The 15,301-nt window shown below is 59.4% G+C and carries 16 protein-coding genes; 9 read left to right on the top strand and 7 right to left on the bottom strand.

Going from position 1 to position 15,301, the window contains the following annotated elements; genetic code table 11:
* Positions 1 to 94 precede the first annotated feature (94 nt).
* From FHT85_RS03435 to map, 4 genes are all read left to right on the top strand, one after another.
* Positions 95 to 565 carry an SRPBCC family protein gene (locus FHT85_RS03435; RefSeq protein ID WP_112334248.1) on the top strand — a complete coding sequence of 157 codons (471 nt, stop codon included), beginning with the start codon at positions 95 to 97 and terminating at the stop codon, positions 563 to 565.
* A 30-nt stretch (positions 566 to 595) separates the two neighbouring features.
* Complete coding sequence (locus FHT85_RS03430; RefSeq protein WP_112411565.1) at positions 596 to 1,024, top strand: DoxX family protein; 429 nt, start codon at positions 596 to 598, stop codon at positions 1,022 to 1,024.
* 51 nt (positions 1,025 to 1,075) lie between these two features.
* On the top strand, positions 1,076 to 1,588 hold the full coding sequence (locus FHT85_RS03425) for a GNAT family N-acetyltransferase (RefSeq protein WP_112411566.1): 513 nt from the start codon (positions 1,076 to 1,078) through the stop codon (positions 1,586 to 1,588).
* Between the two features lie 149 nt (positions 1,589 to 1,737).
* On the top strand, positions 1,738 to 2,490 hold the full coding sequence (gene map, locus FHT85_RS03420; RefSeq protein ID WP_112411567.1) for a type I methionyl aminopeptidase: 753 nt from the start codon (positions 1,738 to 1,740) through the stop codon (positions 2,488 to 2,490).
* Positions 2,491 to 2,499: 9 nt separating this feature from the next.
* Here map and FHT85_RS03415 read toward each other — a convergent pair whose 3' ends face one another.
* Positions 2,500 to 3,084 carry a PadR family transcriptional regulator gene (locus FHT85_RS03415; RefSeq protein WP_112411568.1) on the bottom strand — a complete coding sequence of 195 codons (585 nt, stop codon included), beginning with the start codon at positions 3,082 to 3,084 and terminating at the stop codon, positions 2,500 to 2,502.
* Between the two features lie 427 nt (positions 3,085 to 3,511).
* On the opposite strand from FHT85_RS03415, the gene sbmA reads away from it, so the two are divergent.
* Positions 3,512 to 4,777 (top strand): peptide antibiotic transporter SbmA, encoded by a 1,266-nt coding sequence (sbmA, locus tag FHT85_RS03410; protein ID WP_112411569.1) that lies wholly within the window; start codon positions 3,512 to 3,514, stop codon positions 4,775 to 4,777.
* Positions 4,778 to 4,900: 123 nt separating this feature from the next.
* On the opposite strand, the gene FHT85_RS03405 is transcribed toward sbmA, so the two are convergent.
* Entirely contained in the window at positions 4,901 to 5,881 is a 981-nt protein-coding gene (locus FHT85_RS03405) for a polysaccharide deacetylase family protein (RefSeq protein ID WP_112411570.1), read from the bottom strand.
* A 179-nt stretch (positions 5,882 to 6,060) separates the two neighbouring features.
* On the opposite strand from FHT85_RS03405, the gene FHT85_RS03400 reads away from it, so the two are divergent.
* The 3 genes from FHT85_RS03400 to der all read left to right on the top strand — a co-directional run bounded on the left by FHT85_RS03400 (position 6,061) and on the right by der (position 8,865).
* The gene (locus FHT85_RS03400; RefSeq protein WP_112411571.1) at positions 6,061 to 6,642 is read left to right on the top strand and encodes an NnrU family protein; all 582 of its coding nucleotides are present in this window, start codon (positions 6,061 to 6,063) and stop codon (positions 6,640 to 6,642) included.
* 97 nt (positions 6,643 to 6,739) lie between these two features.
* Positions 6,740 to 7,423, top strand: coding sequence for a tetratricopeptide repeat protein (locus FHT85_RS03395; protein ID WP_112411572.1), 684 nt, complete (start codon positions 6,740 to 6,742; stop codon positions 7,421 to 7,423).
* A gap of 11 nt (positions 7,424 to 7,434) precedes the next feature.
* Positions 7,435 to 8,865 (top strand): ribosome biogenesis GTPase Der, encoded by a 1,431-nt coding sequence (gene der, locus FHT85_RS03390; RefSeq protein WP_015340696.1) that lies wholly within the window; start codon positions 7,435 to 7,437, stop codon positions 8,863 to 8,865.
* A 41-nt stretch (positions 8,866 to 8,906) separates the two neighbouring features.
* Here the strand turns inward: der and FHT85_RS03385 are convergent, their stop codons facing one another.
* Positions 8,907 to 9,347 carry a MarR family winged helix-turn-helix transcriptional regulator gene (locus FHT85_RS03385; RefSeq protein ID WP_112334257.1) on the bottom strand — a complete coding sequence of 147 codons (441 nt, stop codon included), beginning with the start codon at positions 9,345 to 9,347 and terminating at the stop codon, positions 8,907 to 8,909.
* 524 nt (positions 9,348 to 9,871) lie between these two features.
* Here FHT85_RS03385 and FHT85_RS03380 point away from each other — a divergent pair.
* On the top strand, positions 9,872 to 11,017 hold the full coding sequence (locus tag FHT85_RS03380) for an FkbM family methyltransferase (RefSeq protein ID WP_312861322.1): 1,146 nt from the start codon (positions 9,872 to 9,874) through the stop codon (positions 11,015 to 11,017).
* Positions 11,018 to 11,080: 63 nt separating this feature from the next.
* On the opposite strand, the gene FHT85_RS03375 is transcribed toward FHT85_RS03380, so the two are convergent.
* The 4 genes from FHT85_RS03375 to FHT85_RS03360 form a co-directional block, all read right to left on the bottom strand.
* Entirely contained in the window at positions 11,081 to 12,187 is a 1,107-nt protein-coding gene (locus FHT85_RS03375) for a glycosyltransferase family 4 protein (RefSeq protein ID WP_183773966.1), read from the bottom strand.
* Positions 12,188 to 12,310: 123 nt separating this feature from the next.
* The gene (locus FHT85_RS03370) at positions 12,311 to 13,228 is read right to left on the bottom strand and encodes a sugar kinase (protein ID WP_112411739.1); all 918 of its coding nucleotides are present in this window, start codon (positions 13,226 to 13,228) and stop codon (positions 12,311 to 12,313) included.
* Between the two features lie 98 nt (positions 13,229 to 13,326).
* Entirely contained in the window at positions 13,327 to 14,313 is a 987-nt protein-coding gene (locus FHT85_RS03365) for an ABC transporter ATP-binding protein (RefSeq protein ID WP_112334261.1), read from the bottom strand.
* On the bottom strand, positions 14,306 to 15,301 hold the full coding sequence (locus FHT85_RS03360) for an ABC transporter ATP-binding protein (protein WP_112334262.1): 996 nt from the start codon (positions 15,299 to 15,301) through the stop codon (positions 14,306 to 14,308). The genes FHT85_RS03365 and FHT85_RS03360 overlap by 8 nt, the downstream gene beginning before the upstream one ends.

The raw sequence follows: 15,301 nt of genomic DNA, 5'->3' as shown, positions 1-15,301 counted from the left end.
AAATTTACGTCAGTGCTGTCGGGAAATGGCAGTCTCGAACGTCATTAAGGTATAGGCCGAACAGGCCGCGTCAAACAGCAGAGAGAAACAAGACATGACTGAGCAGCCCCAGCGCCACGAGCTTTCCCTGACCCGCGTCATCGATGCGCCGCGCGAGAAGATTTTCCGTTGTTGGACCGAAGTGGAGCTTCTGAAGCAATGGTTCGCGCCGCTGCCATGGACAGTGTCGGCCGCCAGCGTCGACGTTCGAGCCGGGGGCTCAAGTTCGATTACCATGCGCAGCCCCGAGGGGGAGGATTATCCGGGCAACGGCGTTTATCTGGAAGTCGTTCCGAATGAGCGGATCGTCTTCACCGATGCCTTCGCCAGCGCCTGGGTGCCGTCGGCCAAGCCTTTCATGGTGGTGACGATCCAACTCGACGATCTCGGTGGCGGCAAGACCCGTTACACCGCGACTGTCCTGCATTGGTCGGCTGAAGATCGCGAAGCGCATGAGAAGATGGGCTTCCATCAGGGATGGGGCCAGTGCGCCGAGCAGCTCGCGGCACTGGCAGCCAGAATCTGAATTTCCGATTCAATTCCGGGGGATACGACAATGTCTTATGCAGTCGGTTCATCTTTGCCTTCGGTTACGCGGGCTCAGCGCGTGGCGGGCGCGATCCTTAGCGGACTGGTCATTGCCTTCCTGCTGTTCGATGGCGTGATCAAGCTCGTTCCGCTGCCGGCGGTGACGGAGACGATGGCGGGGCTTGGTTATTCGGCCGATCCGGCGCTCGCCCGGCTGCTTGGCGTCATCACCCTCGGCTGCGCCATTCTCTATGCGATCCCGAGAACGTCGGTTCTCGGCGCAATTCTGCTGACAGGTCTGCTCGGTGGGGCGATTGCGACGCATCTGAGGGTCGGCAGTCCGATCTTCTCGCATCTGCTGTTCGGCGTTTATCTCGGCATGATCGCCTGGGGCGGACTTTATCTTCGCTATGAAGCGGTTCGGAAAATGATTCCGCTCTTTCAGCGAAGCTTTTGATTTCGGATTCGATTTGCTAAGGCTCGCTCCCGAACAAGGACGGAGCGAGCCATGCCGCAAGTGATCATCGCACCGGTCAGGCAATCGGATGCAGACGAACTGATCGCCGCCAATATCGCCAGCCGTGCCTATCATGCGCCCTGGGCCTATCCGTTCCTCGATCGCGACGGTTTCGACGCATGGTTCGGCCAGACGGTGACAGGCCCGAATATAGGTCTCGTAGCGCGCGATCCGGGCTCCGGCGGGATTGTCGGCGTCGTCAATATCAGCCAGATGGTGTGGGGCGGCTTCCGCAGCGCCTTTCTCGGCTATCATGGCATGGTCGGATTTGCTGGCCAGGGATTCATGACCGAGGCCGTTCGGCTGGCGGTCGCCCACGCCTTCGACGCGGTCGGCCTGCATCGGCTGGAGGCCAATATCCAGCCGGGTAACCACCCCTCGATTGCGCTGGTCAAGCGTCTCGGCTTCCGCAAGGAGGGGTTCTCGCCCAAATATCTGAAGATCGGCGGCGTCTGGTGCGACCACGAGCGCTGGGCATTGCTGTCCGACGACCCGCGCTCCTGAGCTCTTTCGGAATCGGAAAGTCGCGCTATCTGGCAGAAAGCCTGAAAACGCCTCAGAAAAACGTTGACTGCCGGGAGGGAAGGGGCGAAAGCCACCTTGAGCCTCTCGCCGAACCGCTGCTGAGAGAGCGGGAGTGCCGGAAGCCGTAAATGATCGTTTCGACCGAAGAAGAACTGACCAAGCTCAAGGATATCGGCCGCATCTGCGCCAACGCGCTGCAGGCCATGGCCTCGGCCCTGGAGCCGGGCATCACCACGCTGGAGCTGGACGTTATCGGCCGCAAGGTGCTGGAGGATGCCGGCGCGCAATCGGCGCCTGAACTGGTCTACAAGTTCCCCGGCGCGACCTGTATCAGCGTCAACGAAGAGGTGGCGCACGGTATTCCCGGCCCGCGCGTCATCAAGGCGGGGGATCTGGTCAATCTCGATGTATCGGCCGAGAAGGATGGCTTCTTCTCCGATACCGGCGCATCCTTTACCGTGTCGCCGGTCAAGCCGAAGATCGAGCGCCTGTGCCGGGACGGCAAGCGGGCACTCTGGGTCGGCCTCAACCAGGTGAAAAGCGGTGCGCCGCTTGCGAAGATCGGGCAGGCTGTCGGCGCCTTCGCGCAGAAAAACCGCTACACGCTGATCGCCAATCTCGCCAGCCATGGCATCGGTCGCTCGCTGCACGAAGAGCCAGCCGAGGTTTCCACCTGGGCGGACCCTTCCGAGAGCCGGATCATTGAGGATGGGCTTGTCTTTACCGTCGAACCGTTTCTTTCACTCGGCGCGATCTGGGCAGAGGGCGGCGATGATGCTTGGACACTCTACGCCGATCCGCAGGCGCCCACGGTTCAATACGAGCACACGATCATTGCCACCCGCAACGGACCTGTCATTCTGACATTGCCGGACAAGTGAGGTCCCGACTTAGTCGTCGGCCTGTGTCGTGTCTTCGTTTTTCGTTTCGCCGCGGATAATGTCAGCGGCGGCGCGCTCGAGGATTGCCGCGATGCGGGCGCCTTCGGCCTTGCTCCAGGGGAACTTTGAGCGAAGCGCGGAACGCAGCAGGTGGCGAGCGCGATGAACGTCGCCGCTGCCATGGCGATCGAACGGATTGTCGCGACCGTCCTCATCCCCCCCGTCGAAGACCTCGCGAACGCGGGCCATTTTCTCGCCGATGGCGGTGAGCTTGGCGAGGGTCACCTCGACCAGATCACGATTGTCGTCGACACGCTTCTGGCCGCTTTCGGTGATACGGTAAAGCTTCTTCGTGCCGCTGACCTCGACTTCGGCCTGGCCCGTCTCCTCGAGATAGGTTAGCGCCGGATAGATGACGCCGGGGCTCGGAACATAGAAGCCGCCGGAACGCTCCTCGAAGATCTTGATCAGTTCATAACCGTGGCGGGGCTGCTCGGAGAGCAAAGCAAGGATGATGAGCTGCAGGTCGGCCGCATCGAACTTGCGGCCGGTGCGAAACCCGCCGCCGAACATGCCGCCCTTGAAGCCTCTCATGAAGTCTCTCCTATGCTCGCCGCGTGATTCACGGCCTCGGCCATGTCGTAGGATATATGCCTCGACGATGTCAAAGCCATCTCCGAACATGCGATCTCTGAAACCTCTCATATCGTTTCTCCTTGTGAAGTGTGAGAGTTTATATCGTTAGTCATGTCGTAAGATATATATCGTAAGATAGCATTCCGCAATGGGCGGTTTGCGGATGAGATGGGCTGGAGGAGAAAGTGTGACCGTATGGGGGAAGGAGTTCATCCCATGGGTGAAATTTCGTTGCTGAACAACTGCATCACGATCATGGGATAAGCGATTACATCTACGTAAGAATAGGCTTCTGGCGGTTGCCGCTCCCGGCGAACTGTCCTAGGCTTTGCATCAATAAACGCCACGGCGGTTCGACAATCCAATCAAGAAAGCTGCGCTTCTCGTGTTTCTGTCATTCTTTCCCAAGCCAAAACCCTTCTTCATCTCCGCCGCTCTCTGGTCACTTGCCGCTATACTTCTTTGGTATTTCGGCGGAGAGAAAGCGGGCGCCTATATCGGCCTGCCCCCCTTGGCGGACGGGCAGGATGCGCCGGTGGGCGTTTCGATTTTTTGGTCGGCACCCTTCATCTGGTTTTACATCTATTACATCGCAGCCGTTGCCCTGTTCGCGCTCTTCTGGTTCCGCTTCAGCCCGCATCCGTGGCAATATTGGTCGGTGCTCGGCACGGCGCTGATCATCTTCAACACCTACTTCTCGGTACAAGTCAGCGTCGCCGTCAACGCATGGTACGGACCTTTTTACAATCTGGTTCAAAAGGCACTGACAACCGTCGGCTCCGTATCCAGTTCTGAATTTTACATGAACATGCTCGTTTTTGCGGGCATTGCTTTCGTGGCCATCACTGTCGGCGTGTTTAACCTGTTTTTTGTGAGCCACTGGGTGTTTCGTTGGCGCACGGCAATGAACGATTATTACATGGCAAACTGGCAGAAGCTGCGACATGTAGAGGGTGCTTCACAGCGCGTGCAGGAAGATACGATGCGGTTTTCCCAAACGGTCGAATCCCTTGGCGTGAGCTTCATCGGCTCTATTATGACGTTGATTGCATTTCTGCCGGTGCTCTTCCGTCTCGGCGCCAACATCACGGACCTTCCGCTTATCGGCAACATTCCGCATGCGCTCGTCTGGGCCGCGATCTTCTGGTCGATTTTCGGAACAGTCTTCCTGGCGGCGGTTGGTATCAAGCTGCCTGGCCTACAATTCATCAACCAGCGCGTAGAGGCCTCCTACCGCAAGGAACTCGTTTATGGTGAAGACCATGACGACCGCGCCACTCCGCCGACGGTCGCGGAACTCTTTGCCAATGTGCGACGCAACTATTTCCGCATCTACTTCCACTATACCTATTTCAACGTTGCCCGTATCTTCTATTCGCAGGCCGACAATATCTTCAGCTTCGTCGTCCTGGTTCCTTCGATCGTTGCCGGCAAGCTGACGCTCGGCTTGATGACGCAGATCACCAACGTTTTTGACCAGGTGCGTGGTTCGTTCCAATATCTTGTAACTTCATGGACGACGATCATCGAACTGTTGTCGATCTACAAGCGCTTGCGGGCTTTCGAGGCGGCGATCTACGACGAACCTTTGCCATCGATCGATCAGCGCTACCTGGAGCGCGAGCCGGGGGTCGTTCACGTCGATGGTTGATAAAAGAGGCTCCGGAAATGGGGCCTTTTTCAACGGGAGGAGGCGGGTTTTGGGCTCCAGAGATAAGAGAAGGATCTCCCTTTGCCGCACCGCCGGCCTTTCGCTCCGGCTTCACCCGACCGCTCACCCTTGCTGCGGCTTACCGCGCGCCGCAATCAATGGAATTGCCTCGGAATAGCTGACGCAGGCGACATCCTGCTTGTGGCAGACGTCACTGACGAAGCGGTCGAGGGCGCGCCAGTAGGCGCCGTCGTTCATTTCGACGAAATGGAAGCCGAGCTGCAGCGGAATGCGCTCGCCGTCATATTGCTTGGCGAAGGCAGCTTCGAAGGCATCGAAGGTGCGGTCCTCATAGGTCTTGGCATTGGCCTTGTCCTCGACGCCCTTGGAATGGCGGACATAGAGATTGTAGTCCATGCCGATGACCGGGCGCTGCTGGGGGCCTTCGGGGATCAATGGCAGGCCGAAACGATAGATGCCGTCGATCACCTGCGGCAGGGCAGGGCCTTTGGTGACCAGGCTTGCATCATACTGAAAGCCCATCTCTTTTTCCGCCGGCACGAGACCGTCGCTGGTGGAAAGATAGGGTGCGCGAAATCCCTTGATGTCATTCTTGGCGAAGTCTTCCCAGCCCTGGGGCTCCTTGTCGGCGAGGCCGACATTCTTCCAGGCGTCGCGAAGCGCAATGCTGGCATTCATGAACTCCTGTTTCCAGTCGGAGGCACTCCAGCCCTTGCCGTCAAAATGGCCGCAGGCGTGACTTGAGATGTCGTGACCTTCCTGGTGTGCACCCCAGATGTTGGCGATGCGCGTGCGCACATCGTCCTCGCTCTTGGCAAAGCCGACATTCGATTTACCCGGGCGCTGCTTCGGCCCCTGATAGGCCTTGGCCTGCGCCTTGTTCATCAGGAAGGTGCAGGAGAGGAAATAGGTGAAATGCGCGCCGTTTCGCGAAGCGATCTCGCGACTCCTGGTCCAGAGCGCATTGTCATGAGCGCCATCGAAGGAGATCATGACGAGTTGCTTGGGCTTGCCATCGGCCAGGGCGGCTGCGGGCAACCCTAAGGAAATGGCGAGGGAGAGACAGGTAGCTAAGCGAAACATGGGCACCGAACACTGATTGGATCGAGCACGGCTTACGAGGGATCATCCGGCGATATCGGGTGGCGTGCTCCGGGTCGCTTCCTTCCTTTCGCGCAAATGCGGCGAAGCTGCGGTGATGCTGGCATTTTTTTACGGCAGCCGATAAGGATGTGACTACAAGACCATAAAGGATTTCATCCATGGCATTGCTCATTCTCGGCATTGTTCTTTTTCTCGGCCTCCATCTGATCCGCGTCGTGACACCCGGCTTGCGAACGTCATTGATTGCCAGCCTTGGCGAAGGCGGCTGGAAGGGTGCCTATTCGATCGCGAGCGTCATAGCTCTGGTCGTCCTGATTTACGGCTTCGGTCAGGCGCGTGACACGACGCCGGTCTGGTCGCCGCCGTTCTGGATGAGCCACATCACCATCCTGCTGATGCTGTTCGCTCTCATCTGTCTTGTCGCCTCGCTGCTGCCGGCGGGGCATATCGCGGTCAGGACCAAGCATCCGATGGTGCTTTCGGTGAAGATCTGGGCGCTGGCGCATCTTCTCTCCAATGGCGACGGTGCTGCCATATTGCTCTTTGCCGCCTTCCTCGCCTGGGGCGTGATCCTGCGCATTTCGTTCAAACGGCGCGAGCGGGCCGGCGAAATCACCGTGCGCCCCTTCGTCTCGGCGAAATACGATCTCTATGCTGTTGTCATCGGTGTGGTTGCCTGGGCCTTGATCATTTGGAAGCTTCATGCGTGGATTATCGGGGTTTCGCCGCTCGTTATATGACGATTTCCACCATTCCCCCTTACATAAGCCGCAAAATGGAGTAGAAGGCCCCACTAAACCTAAGCTTTGAACTATTTGGCCTGGGCCGGAGACAAGAATGGCATTCAATGACGATAGCTTCATCCGTGAGGTGAACGAGGAACTGCGCTCGGACCAGTTGCGGTTCATATGGCGCCGTTTCGGCAAGCTCATCATCGGTGCTGCGGTGCTCGTCGTTCTTGGTACCGCAGCCTACAGCGGCTATCGCTATTGGGCCGGCAATCAGGCTGGCAGCGGCGGTGATCAGTTCATTGCCGCGCTGACGCTGGCCGATCAGAACAAGACGGATGAGGCGCTCGCCGCATTCGCCGCCATCGAGAAAAACGGCCCTGGTTCCTATCCGGTGCTGGCGCGGCTGCGCGCCGCGACGCTGCAAGTGCAGAAGGGTAACAAGGCCGCGGCCATCGCCACCTTCTCGGCGATCGGCAAGCAGACGGACCTTCCGGTCGTTATCCGCGATGCGGCGCGCCTGCGGGCTGCCTATCTGCTCGTCGATACCGGCACCTATGACCAGGTCGCCGCCGAAGCGCAGGAGCTTGCCGTCCCGGCTGATGCCTTCCGGCATTCGGCGCGCGACGTTCTTGGCCTTGCCGCCTATAAGGCCGGCGATTTCGCCAAGGCGCGGCAATGGTTCCAGGCAATCGTCGACGATCCGCAGAGCCCGCGCAACGTTGCCAACCGTGCCCAGATGCTGCTCGATCTCATCACTGCATCCGGCAAGGCTCCGGTCGCAAAAGGCTGAAGGATCGCCCAATGAGTTTTACGGTCGCGATCGTCGGTCGCCCGAATGTCGGTAAGTCCACGCTGTTCAACCGTCTGGTTGGCAAGAAACTGGCGCTCGTCGACGATACGCCGGGTGTCACGCGTGACCGCCGCCCGGGTGAAGCCAAGCTGATCGATCTCCGCTTTCGCATCGTCGATACCGCCGGTCTCGAAGAAGCTGGCGAGGAGACGCTGGAGGGCCGCATGCGCGCCCAGACGGAAGCGGCGATCGATGAAGCCGATCTGACGCTCTTCGTTGTCGATGCCAAGATGGGCCTGACGCATGTCGACAAGACCTTGGCCGAAATGCTGCGCAAGCGCGGCCGGCCTGTCGTGCTCGTCGCCAATAAATCTGAAGCGCGCGGCTCGGACAGCGGCTTCTACGATGCCTATACGTTGGGCCTTGGGGAGCCTTGCCCGATCTCGGCCGAACACGGCCAGGGCATGATGGATCTGCGCGACGCCATCGTCGAGGCCATCGGCCCCGAACGCGCCTTCCCGGAGGACGAAGACGAGGCGGAGACGAATGTCAGTATTCCGCGCTCGGAAGTCGGCGAAGATGGCGAGGAGATCGACGAAGAACCGGCCTATGACGACACGCGCCCGCTGCGCGTTGCGATCGTCGGCCGCCCGAATGCCGGCAAGTCGACGCTCATCAACCGCTTTCTCGGCGAAGACCGGCTGCTGACCGGCCCGGAAGCCGGGATTACCCGCGATTCCATCTCCGTCGACTGGAGTTGGCGCGGTCGTACCGTCAAGATGTTCGATACCGCCGGTATGCGCCGCAAGGCGAAGGTCATCGAGAAGCTGGAGAAGCTTTCCGTCGCCGACACGCTGCGCGCGATCCGCTTCGCTGAAACCGTCGTCATCGTCTTCGACGCGACCATTCCCTTCGAGAAGCAGGATCTGCAGATCGTCGATCTCGTGATCCGCGAGGGGCGCGCCGCCGTGCTCGCCTTCAACAAGTGGGACATGATCGAGGATCGTCAGGCCGTGCTTGCCGATCTGCGCGAAAAGACCGACCGGCTGCTGCCGCAGGCACGCGGCATTCGCGCCATTCCGATTGCCGGCCAGACGGGCGAAGGGCTTGACCGCCTCATGCAGGCAATCGTCGATACCGACAAAGTCTGGAACAAGCGCGTCTCGACCGCGCGCCTCAACCGCTGGCTCGAGACGCAGCAGGTTCAGCATCCGCCACCGGCCGTTTCCGGTCGCCGCATCAAGCTGAAATACATGACGCAGGTGAAGGCGCGGCCTCCGGCCTTCATGATCTCGTGTACTCGCTCGGATGCTCTGCCTGAGTCCTATGTGCGTTATCTGATCAACGGTCTGCGCGCAGATTTCGCAATGCCCGGCGTACCGATCCGCATCCATTTCCGCACGTCGGAAAATCCTTACGAAAACAAGAAGAAGCGAACCTGACGCACCTTGCCCGACCGGATGGTCGGGGAGGGGGCATCCGATCAGGCTGCGTTCCTGCTGAGCGCCTGGCGCAAAGCGGTGATTTCACTCTTCAAGCGTGTCAGTTCGTCGGGCGTTTGCTCCGTGGCATCGAGAATGCAAGGGGGAACAGTTGCCGCCTTCTTCTTCAGCGCCTTGCCTTCGCCGGTCAGCTGAATCAACACCTGGCGCTCGTCTTCCTTGCTGCGGATGCGCTTGATAAAGCCAGCTGCCTCCAGACGCTTCAACAGCGGTGTCAGCGTGCTTGATTCCAGGAACAGCTTTTCACCGATACCGCCGACGGTCTGTCCGTCTTCTTCCCATAGCGTCACCATGACGAGATATTGCGGATAGGTGAGATTGAGCGCGTCCAGCATGGGTTTATAGAGCCGGTTCATCGCATGGTTCGCCGAATAGAGCGCGAAGCAGATGAAGTTATCCAGCTTTAACAGGTCGTCAGTCATCTCAAGAACTCCCTGAGAGGTCTTATGTAGGTCGTGCGATAAATAATTGTACACCCAAATTTATGCCTGGGCTATGGATTTCTTCTGCTTTAGGAAGCCAGCTCAGCGGACAATATCCCATTGCTCTCGTGACGATCGCCGATGTCCTAGAAATTTTCTTTTCAAGAATGCGTTCTGCTGTGTGACATGCGGAAAGCAGGAACGGCGAGCGACATCGGTAGGATTATGATCGCTGCCCTTCTCGAGGATCCGGCCACGCTGCTTCGACGATGAGACGGGCGTAACGGTCAGGGACATGATCGAGGACGTATAGCGCCCCGTTTGGACGGAACGCGCCCATCTTTCCACAGGGCAAAATTTATCCTTGTCAAACATAGGCTTAGATATCAATCTCGCGCCGGAACCGAGCTTCCGGCAGAACTTGTTATCTATGAGACGGCCTTTTGTCTCTGTTGCCAAGAAGGAAACCGACTTTGTTCTACTCCGCGATCGGGCAGGTTGAGAAGGTACAAGGAAATGAACGCGTGTCCGTCAAGAAGGGACAGGCGGGATGGGTGCTTTACGGCCCCTACGTCACCCTGTCCCCAGGACGTTATGTTGTCGAATTTCATATCGATGCTGACCCCTCCGCGCCATCGGAAGAGGTCTGTTGTTCTATCGATGTCACTGCGGGTTTTGGCGCCCGCCAATTGATACGAAGGGAGCTAACGGGCGCGGATATAGTGCGGTCTGGTAAGGGTGTGACCTTGCAGTTCGACGCACCGGAAGAGGATGTTTTCGAGTTCCGAATCGATTCAACTGGGGTTGGAGCATTCGCCGCTTATGCCCATCGGCCCCTGAAAAGAATTGATCAAGAGAGCGGGCGCATGTCGGATGTCGCATTGCCTGACATTGCCAATCAATTCTTCAATACACATGTCTATGATTTCAAGTTGCTCGAGAAAAACGGCTTCACTTTTCACGTCGGTGCGGAAGAGGTCATTGCCGAATTTTCAGGAACTCGGCTCTATGTCAACAATGCCGAAGATTTCCAGGTTCTAAGCGAAATTTTCATTCACAACGAATATAATTTCATCACCGGGCGCGACAAAATTATCATCGATATCGGCATGAATGCGGGTCTTGCGTCGCTCTTTTTGGCGAGAGACCCTTCGGTGCGGGAAATACATGCATTCGAGCCTTTCGCTCTACCCCATGCGCGAGCACTGAAGAATATCGCACTAAATCCGAAGGTGGCGGCCAAGATCAAGCCAAACCAATTTGGGCTTGGCGAGAGAGACGAGCAGATGGAGGTCATGGTCCGCTCAGATGCAACGATCGGCATCTCCGTAAGGGGAGCAGATTCTGGCAAGCCGGAAACGATCCATATCAAGGAGGCTGCTGGCGTCATCGCACCGCTTGCGGAGCGTGCGCGGAGAGCGGGCATGGATCTGGTCATCAAAATGGATTGCGAGGGATCCGAGTTCGGGATTTTCGAGACCCTGGCGAGACACGGTCTCTTCGGATCGATCAATGCCATGGTCATCGAATGGCACAAATGGTGGTCCAAGGACAAGAACCAGATGACGCTTATCGCACCGTTACTGAATGCGGGTTTCATCGTGCTGGACAAGACCCAGCTATCCAACCCGCATGCTGGCTTATGCTATGCTGTAAGAGCAGCGCGCTGATCTGCGAAGACACACGATTTGAGACGCGGTAAGCGAATTCCGGGTGGATCATCGGCCCGGAGTTCACTCCTTGTAGGCTTGTAATCGGCCCCGATGATTGGCAATGCGGACATTGCCGATAAATTGCGTTGTTGCCGCTTCCCAGGAGTAATTGAGTGCCAAGGAGCGCGCTGCCTGGCGTGAGCATGAGAGCGCGGCGAGGCAGGCGGTGGCCAGGTCCGCATCCACGACGCCAGCCGCCCTGTTTCCTCCCAGAATGTCCGCGGGGCCGGTAACCGGGTAGGCGGCGACCGGAACGCCGCTCGCCAGTGCTTCCAGAATGGCGTTGCCGAAAGTGTCGGTCTTGGACGGGAAGACGAACACGTCCGCCTGCGAATAGGCATGCGCCAATTCCTCGCCGAATTTCGCTCCCAGAAAATGGACGTCCGGATAGAGTGTCTGTAACTCCGCCCGCGCGGGGCCATCGCCGACCACTACTTTCGATCCAGGCAGGTCGAGGTCGAGGAAAGCGGGCAGGTTCTTTTCCAGCGCCACGCGACCTACAGTCATGAAAATCGGACGAGGCAGGTCGAAGGGTGTGTCGTCCTGGGCCTGCGGTCGAAACAGTGAGGAGTCGATGCCACGGCTCCAGGGCAGTAGGTTGCGGATGCCGCGTATCTTGAGTTCGTTTGCGAGACTTGGTGTCGCCACCATGCAGCCGTAGCCCGCATTGTGAAACCATTTGACGAAGGCGTAGAGCCAGCTTTCCGGTATCGGCAGGCGCGCCGCGACATATTCGGGAAAGCGGGTGTGATAGCTCGTGGAAAAAGGCATGCAATTTCTCAGGCACCAGCGCCTTGCGGTAAGCCCGAGGGGACCTTCAGTGGCAATGTGGATATAAGTCGGCCGGAGCGCCTCTATTCTCGCTGCAATCTTGCGATAGCTGGCAATCGAAAGCCGGATCTCCGGGTAGGTCGGGCAGGGGATGTTGCGAAAGCCGTCCGGCGTGATCATCGAAACCTCGATGCCCATGCGCGTCAGTTCGCGGTTGGTGTTCTCGATGGAGCGAACGACACCGTTGACCTGCGGATGCCAGGCATCGCTGACGATAAGCAGCCGTTCAGGTACTGCGACAGGTGTCGCCGCCTGCGCCCAGGTGGTTTGATCGATGTCTGACAAGCGTTGCAACATGCCCAAAACAGTCCATCCGCACCGCATCCTCATGATGACGGTGCCAGCGATTGCGGTGTTTCAAACATGATTCCCGCGCCCACTCTATTGTGGGGGGTGTCCATGATGGAAATATTACAGCGTTTAGCGGATGGATTTCAGCTTCTCGGGCGAGACGAGCGCACCGTATTCCTGAATGACCCTCGCTGCGATCTTTGCTGCGAAGCCGGCGGCGGTAACTGCATTTTTGTGCTGCAGATAGTGCGCCAGAAATGCACCGTTGAAACTGTCGCCGGCGCTGGTTGTGTCGATAACCTTGACGACCTTGACCGCCGGGACGAGCGTCTCCTGAACGCCGTCGCCAATGGTCGCGCCATCAGGGCCATTCTTGACGATGACCATCACTGCTCCGTATTGCCGATAGCGGCGGATCGTGGCGGCAATCGAATCGTCACTGAAATGCGCGGCTTCATCATCGAAGCTCGGCATGACGAGCGTCGCTGCACGCGCTCCCTCGGCGATCATCGTATGCATCGCGTCGAGGCTGGACCAGAGGCGAGGGCGCAGATTGGGATCGAATGCGACCAGCTTGCCGGCAGCTTTGGCGCGGCGCAGCTCTGCGAGCAAGGTGAAGGCATCTTCGCGCGACAGGATCGCGAGGGTAATGCCCGAAAAATAAAGGACGTCGGAGGCCTCGATTGCGGCACGCAGGGCATCGCCATCGGTCGCAAGCTGGCGGGCGGCAGAGCTGTCGCGCCAATAGCCGAAGGAGCGTTCGCCGTCTTTTAGATTGATCATGTAGAGGCCGGGCGTCTTGCCGCGAAGGCGGCGGATGCTCTGCGTGCCGATGCCGGCGCTGCCCATAAAGGCGATCATCTCGTCGGACATGGCATCGTCGCCGAGCGCGGTGAAGTAATCGATCGCCCAGTCCTTAGGCAGGCAGGCGCGGGCATACCAGGCGGTGTTGAAGGTGTCGCCGGCAAAGCCTTTGCGCAGGTGTCCGTCATCGGCCTGCGACAGTTCCACCATGCATTCGCCGATCGATAGAAAACGCCCGCCCAAGACTGCCTCCTGCATTTGCCTTGGTGCTGCATACGCGGAAGCGGCGGCTGGGGCAAGGTGGACGGCGGCAGCCGCCGTCCACTTTTGCTGGCGCTGCTTTACGGCCGGTCCATGTGATAGCAAGCCGCCGTCTGGCCTGGGCGCACGTGCTCGGTCGGTGGCATCTTCGTGCGGCAGATATCCGTCGCCTTCCAGCAGCGGGGTGAGAAGACGCAGCCCGGCGGCGGATTGAGCGGCGAGGGCGGATCGCCCTGCAGACGGATGCGCTCACGGCCGCGAGCCAGCTTCGGATCGGGGATTGGCGCGGCGGAGAACAGAGCCTGCGTATAAGGGTGGGCTGGATGGTCGAAGACCGTCGCGGCTTCGCCCGCTTCCACCACCTTGCCGAGATAGAGCACCAGCACGTCGTCCGAGATCAGGCGCACGACCGAGAGATCGTGGCTGATGAAGATCAAGGTGAGGCCGAACTCCTTGCGCAGGCGGCGCAGGAGCGTGATGACCTGCCCCTGGATCGAAACGTCGAGCGCCGAAACCGGTTCGTCGCAGATGATAAGCTTCGGCCGGGTGATGACGGCACGGGCAATGCCGATGCGCTGTGCCTGGCCGCCCGAGAATTCGTGCGGGTAGCGGTTGATCATCTCAGGCACTAGGCCGACTGCCGCCATGATCTCGCGAACGCGATCCTGCCGCTGCGCGCGGCTCAGTTTCGGTTCGAAGACCGTCAGCGGCTCGGCGATGATGTCGCCGACGGTCATGCGTGGGTCGAGCGAGGCGATCGGGTCCTGGAAGATGATCTGCATGTCGCGGCGCGCGGCACGCATTTCCTCTTCGGTAAGGTCGAGCAGGTTGCTGCCCTGCCAGAGAATGCGGCCCTTCTGGGCCTTGATCAGCCGCAGGATGGAGCGACCGAGCGTGGACTTGCCGCAGCCGGATTCGCCGACGATGCCGAGTGTGCGTCCGGTCTTCAGCTCGAAGCTGACATCGTTGACCGCGGTCAGGATCAGTGGCGGCTTGAAGAGGGATTTCGACGGCAGTTCGAATTCGGTCGTCAGATGCTCGACCTTCAGAAGCGTTTGCTCAGCCATGGACGAGGCTCCGTTCCTGATTAACCGAAAGGGGGTGGAAGCAGGCTGCGCAACGGCGCGGCGCCAGCGGATCGAGCGGCGGTGCTGCATCCAGACAATCGTCCTGCACATGGGCGCAGCGCGGCGAGAAGGAGCAGCCGCGCGGCAGGTGCATCAGGTTCGGCGGGCGTCCGGGGATGACGGTGAGGTCGTCGACATCCTGATCCGGCCGCGGGATCGCCGAGTGAAGCGCCGCCGTATAGGGATGAGCCGGATTTTCGAACAGCTCTTCGACCGGCGCTTCCTCGACGATACGGCCGGCATACATGACGGCAACGCGGTCGGCGAGGCCGGCGACGACACCGAGGTCATGGGTGATCATGATAAGCGCCGTATGCATTTCCGCCGTCAGCTCATTGAAGAGATCGAGGATCTGTGCCTGGATCGTCACGTCGAGTGCCGTCGTCGGCTCATCGGCGATGAGGAGTTTCGGTTTGGTCAGCAGCGCCATGGCGATGACGATGCGCTGGCGCATGCCGCCCGAAAGCTCATGCGGATAGAGGTTGAAGCGGCGTGTCGGATCAGGGATGCCGACCCGCTTCAGCATATCGAGCGCCGTGGCCGAAGCCGCGCGCGCCGTTAGGCCGCCATGGACTTCCAGCTGCTCCGTCAGCTGCCGTGAGATGCGCAGCGACGGGTTAAGCGCGGTCATCGGGTCCTGGAAGACCATGGCCATGTCCTTGCCGCGCACATGGTCGAGCTCGCGCGGCTTCAGGGTCAGCAGATCCTTGCCGTCGAGTAGCGCCTGGCCGCTGGTGCGGCCGTTTTTGGCGAGCAGGCCCATCAGGCCGAGGAAGGTCTGGCTCTTGCCGGAGCCAGACTCGCCGACGACGGCGATACGTTCGCCGCGGCCGATCTTGAGGTTCATCTTCGACACCGCGGCCACTTCGCCTTCTGGCGTGCGGAAGGTGATCGAATAGTCTTTGAGTTCGAGAAGTGTTTCTGTCAT

This window comes from Rhizobium sp. BK312 (assembly GCF_014193605.1).
Classification (GTDB): domain Bacteria; phylum Pseudomonadota; class Alphaproteobacteria; order Rhizobiales; family Rhizobiaceae; genus Rhizobium.
This window is presented reverse-complemented; position numbering and strand designations above follow the sequence as displayed.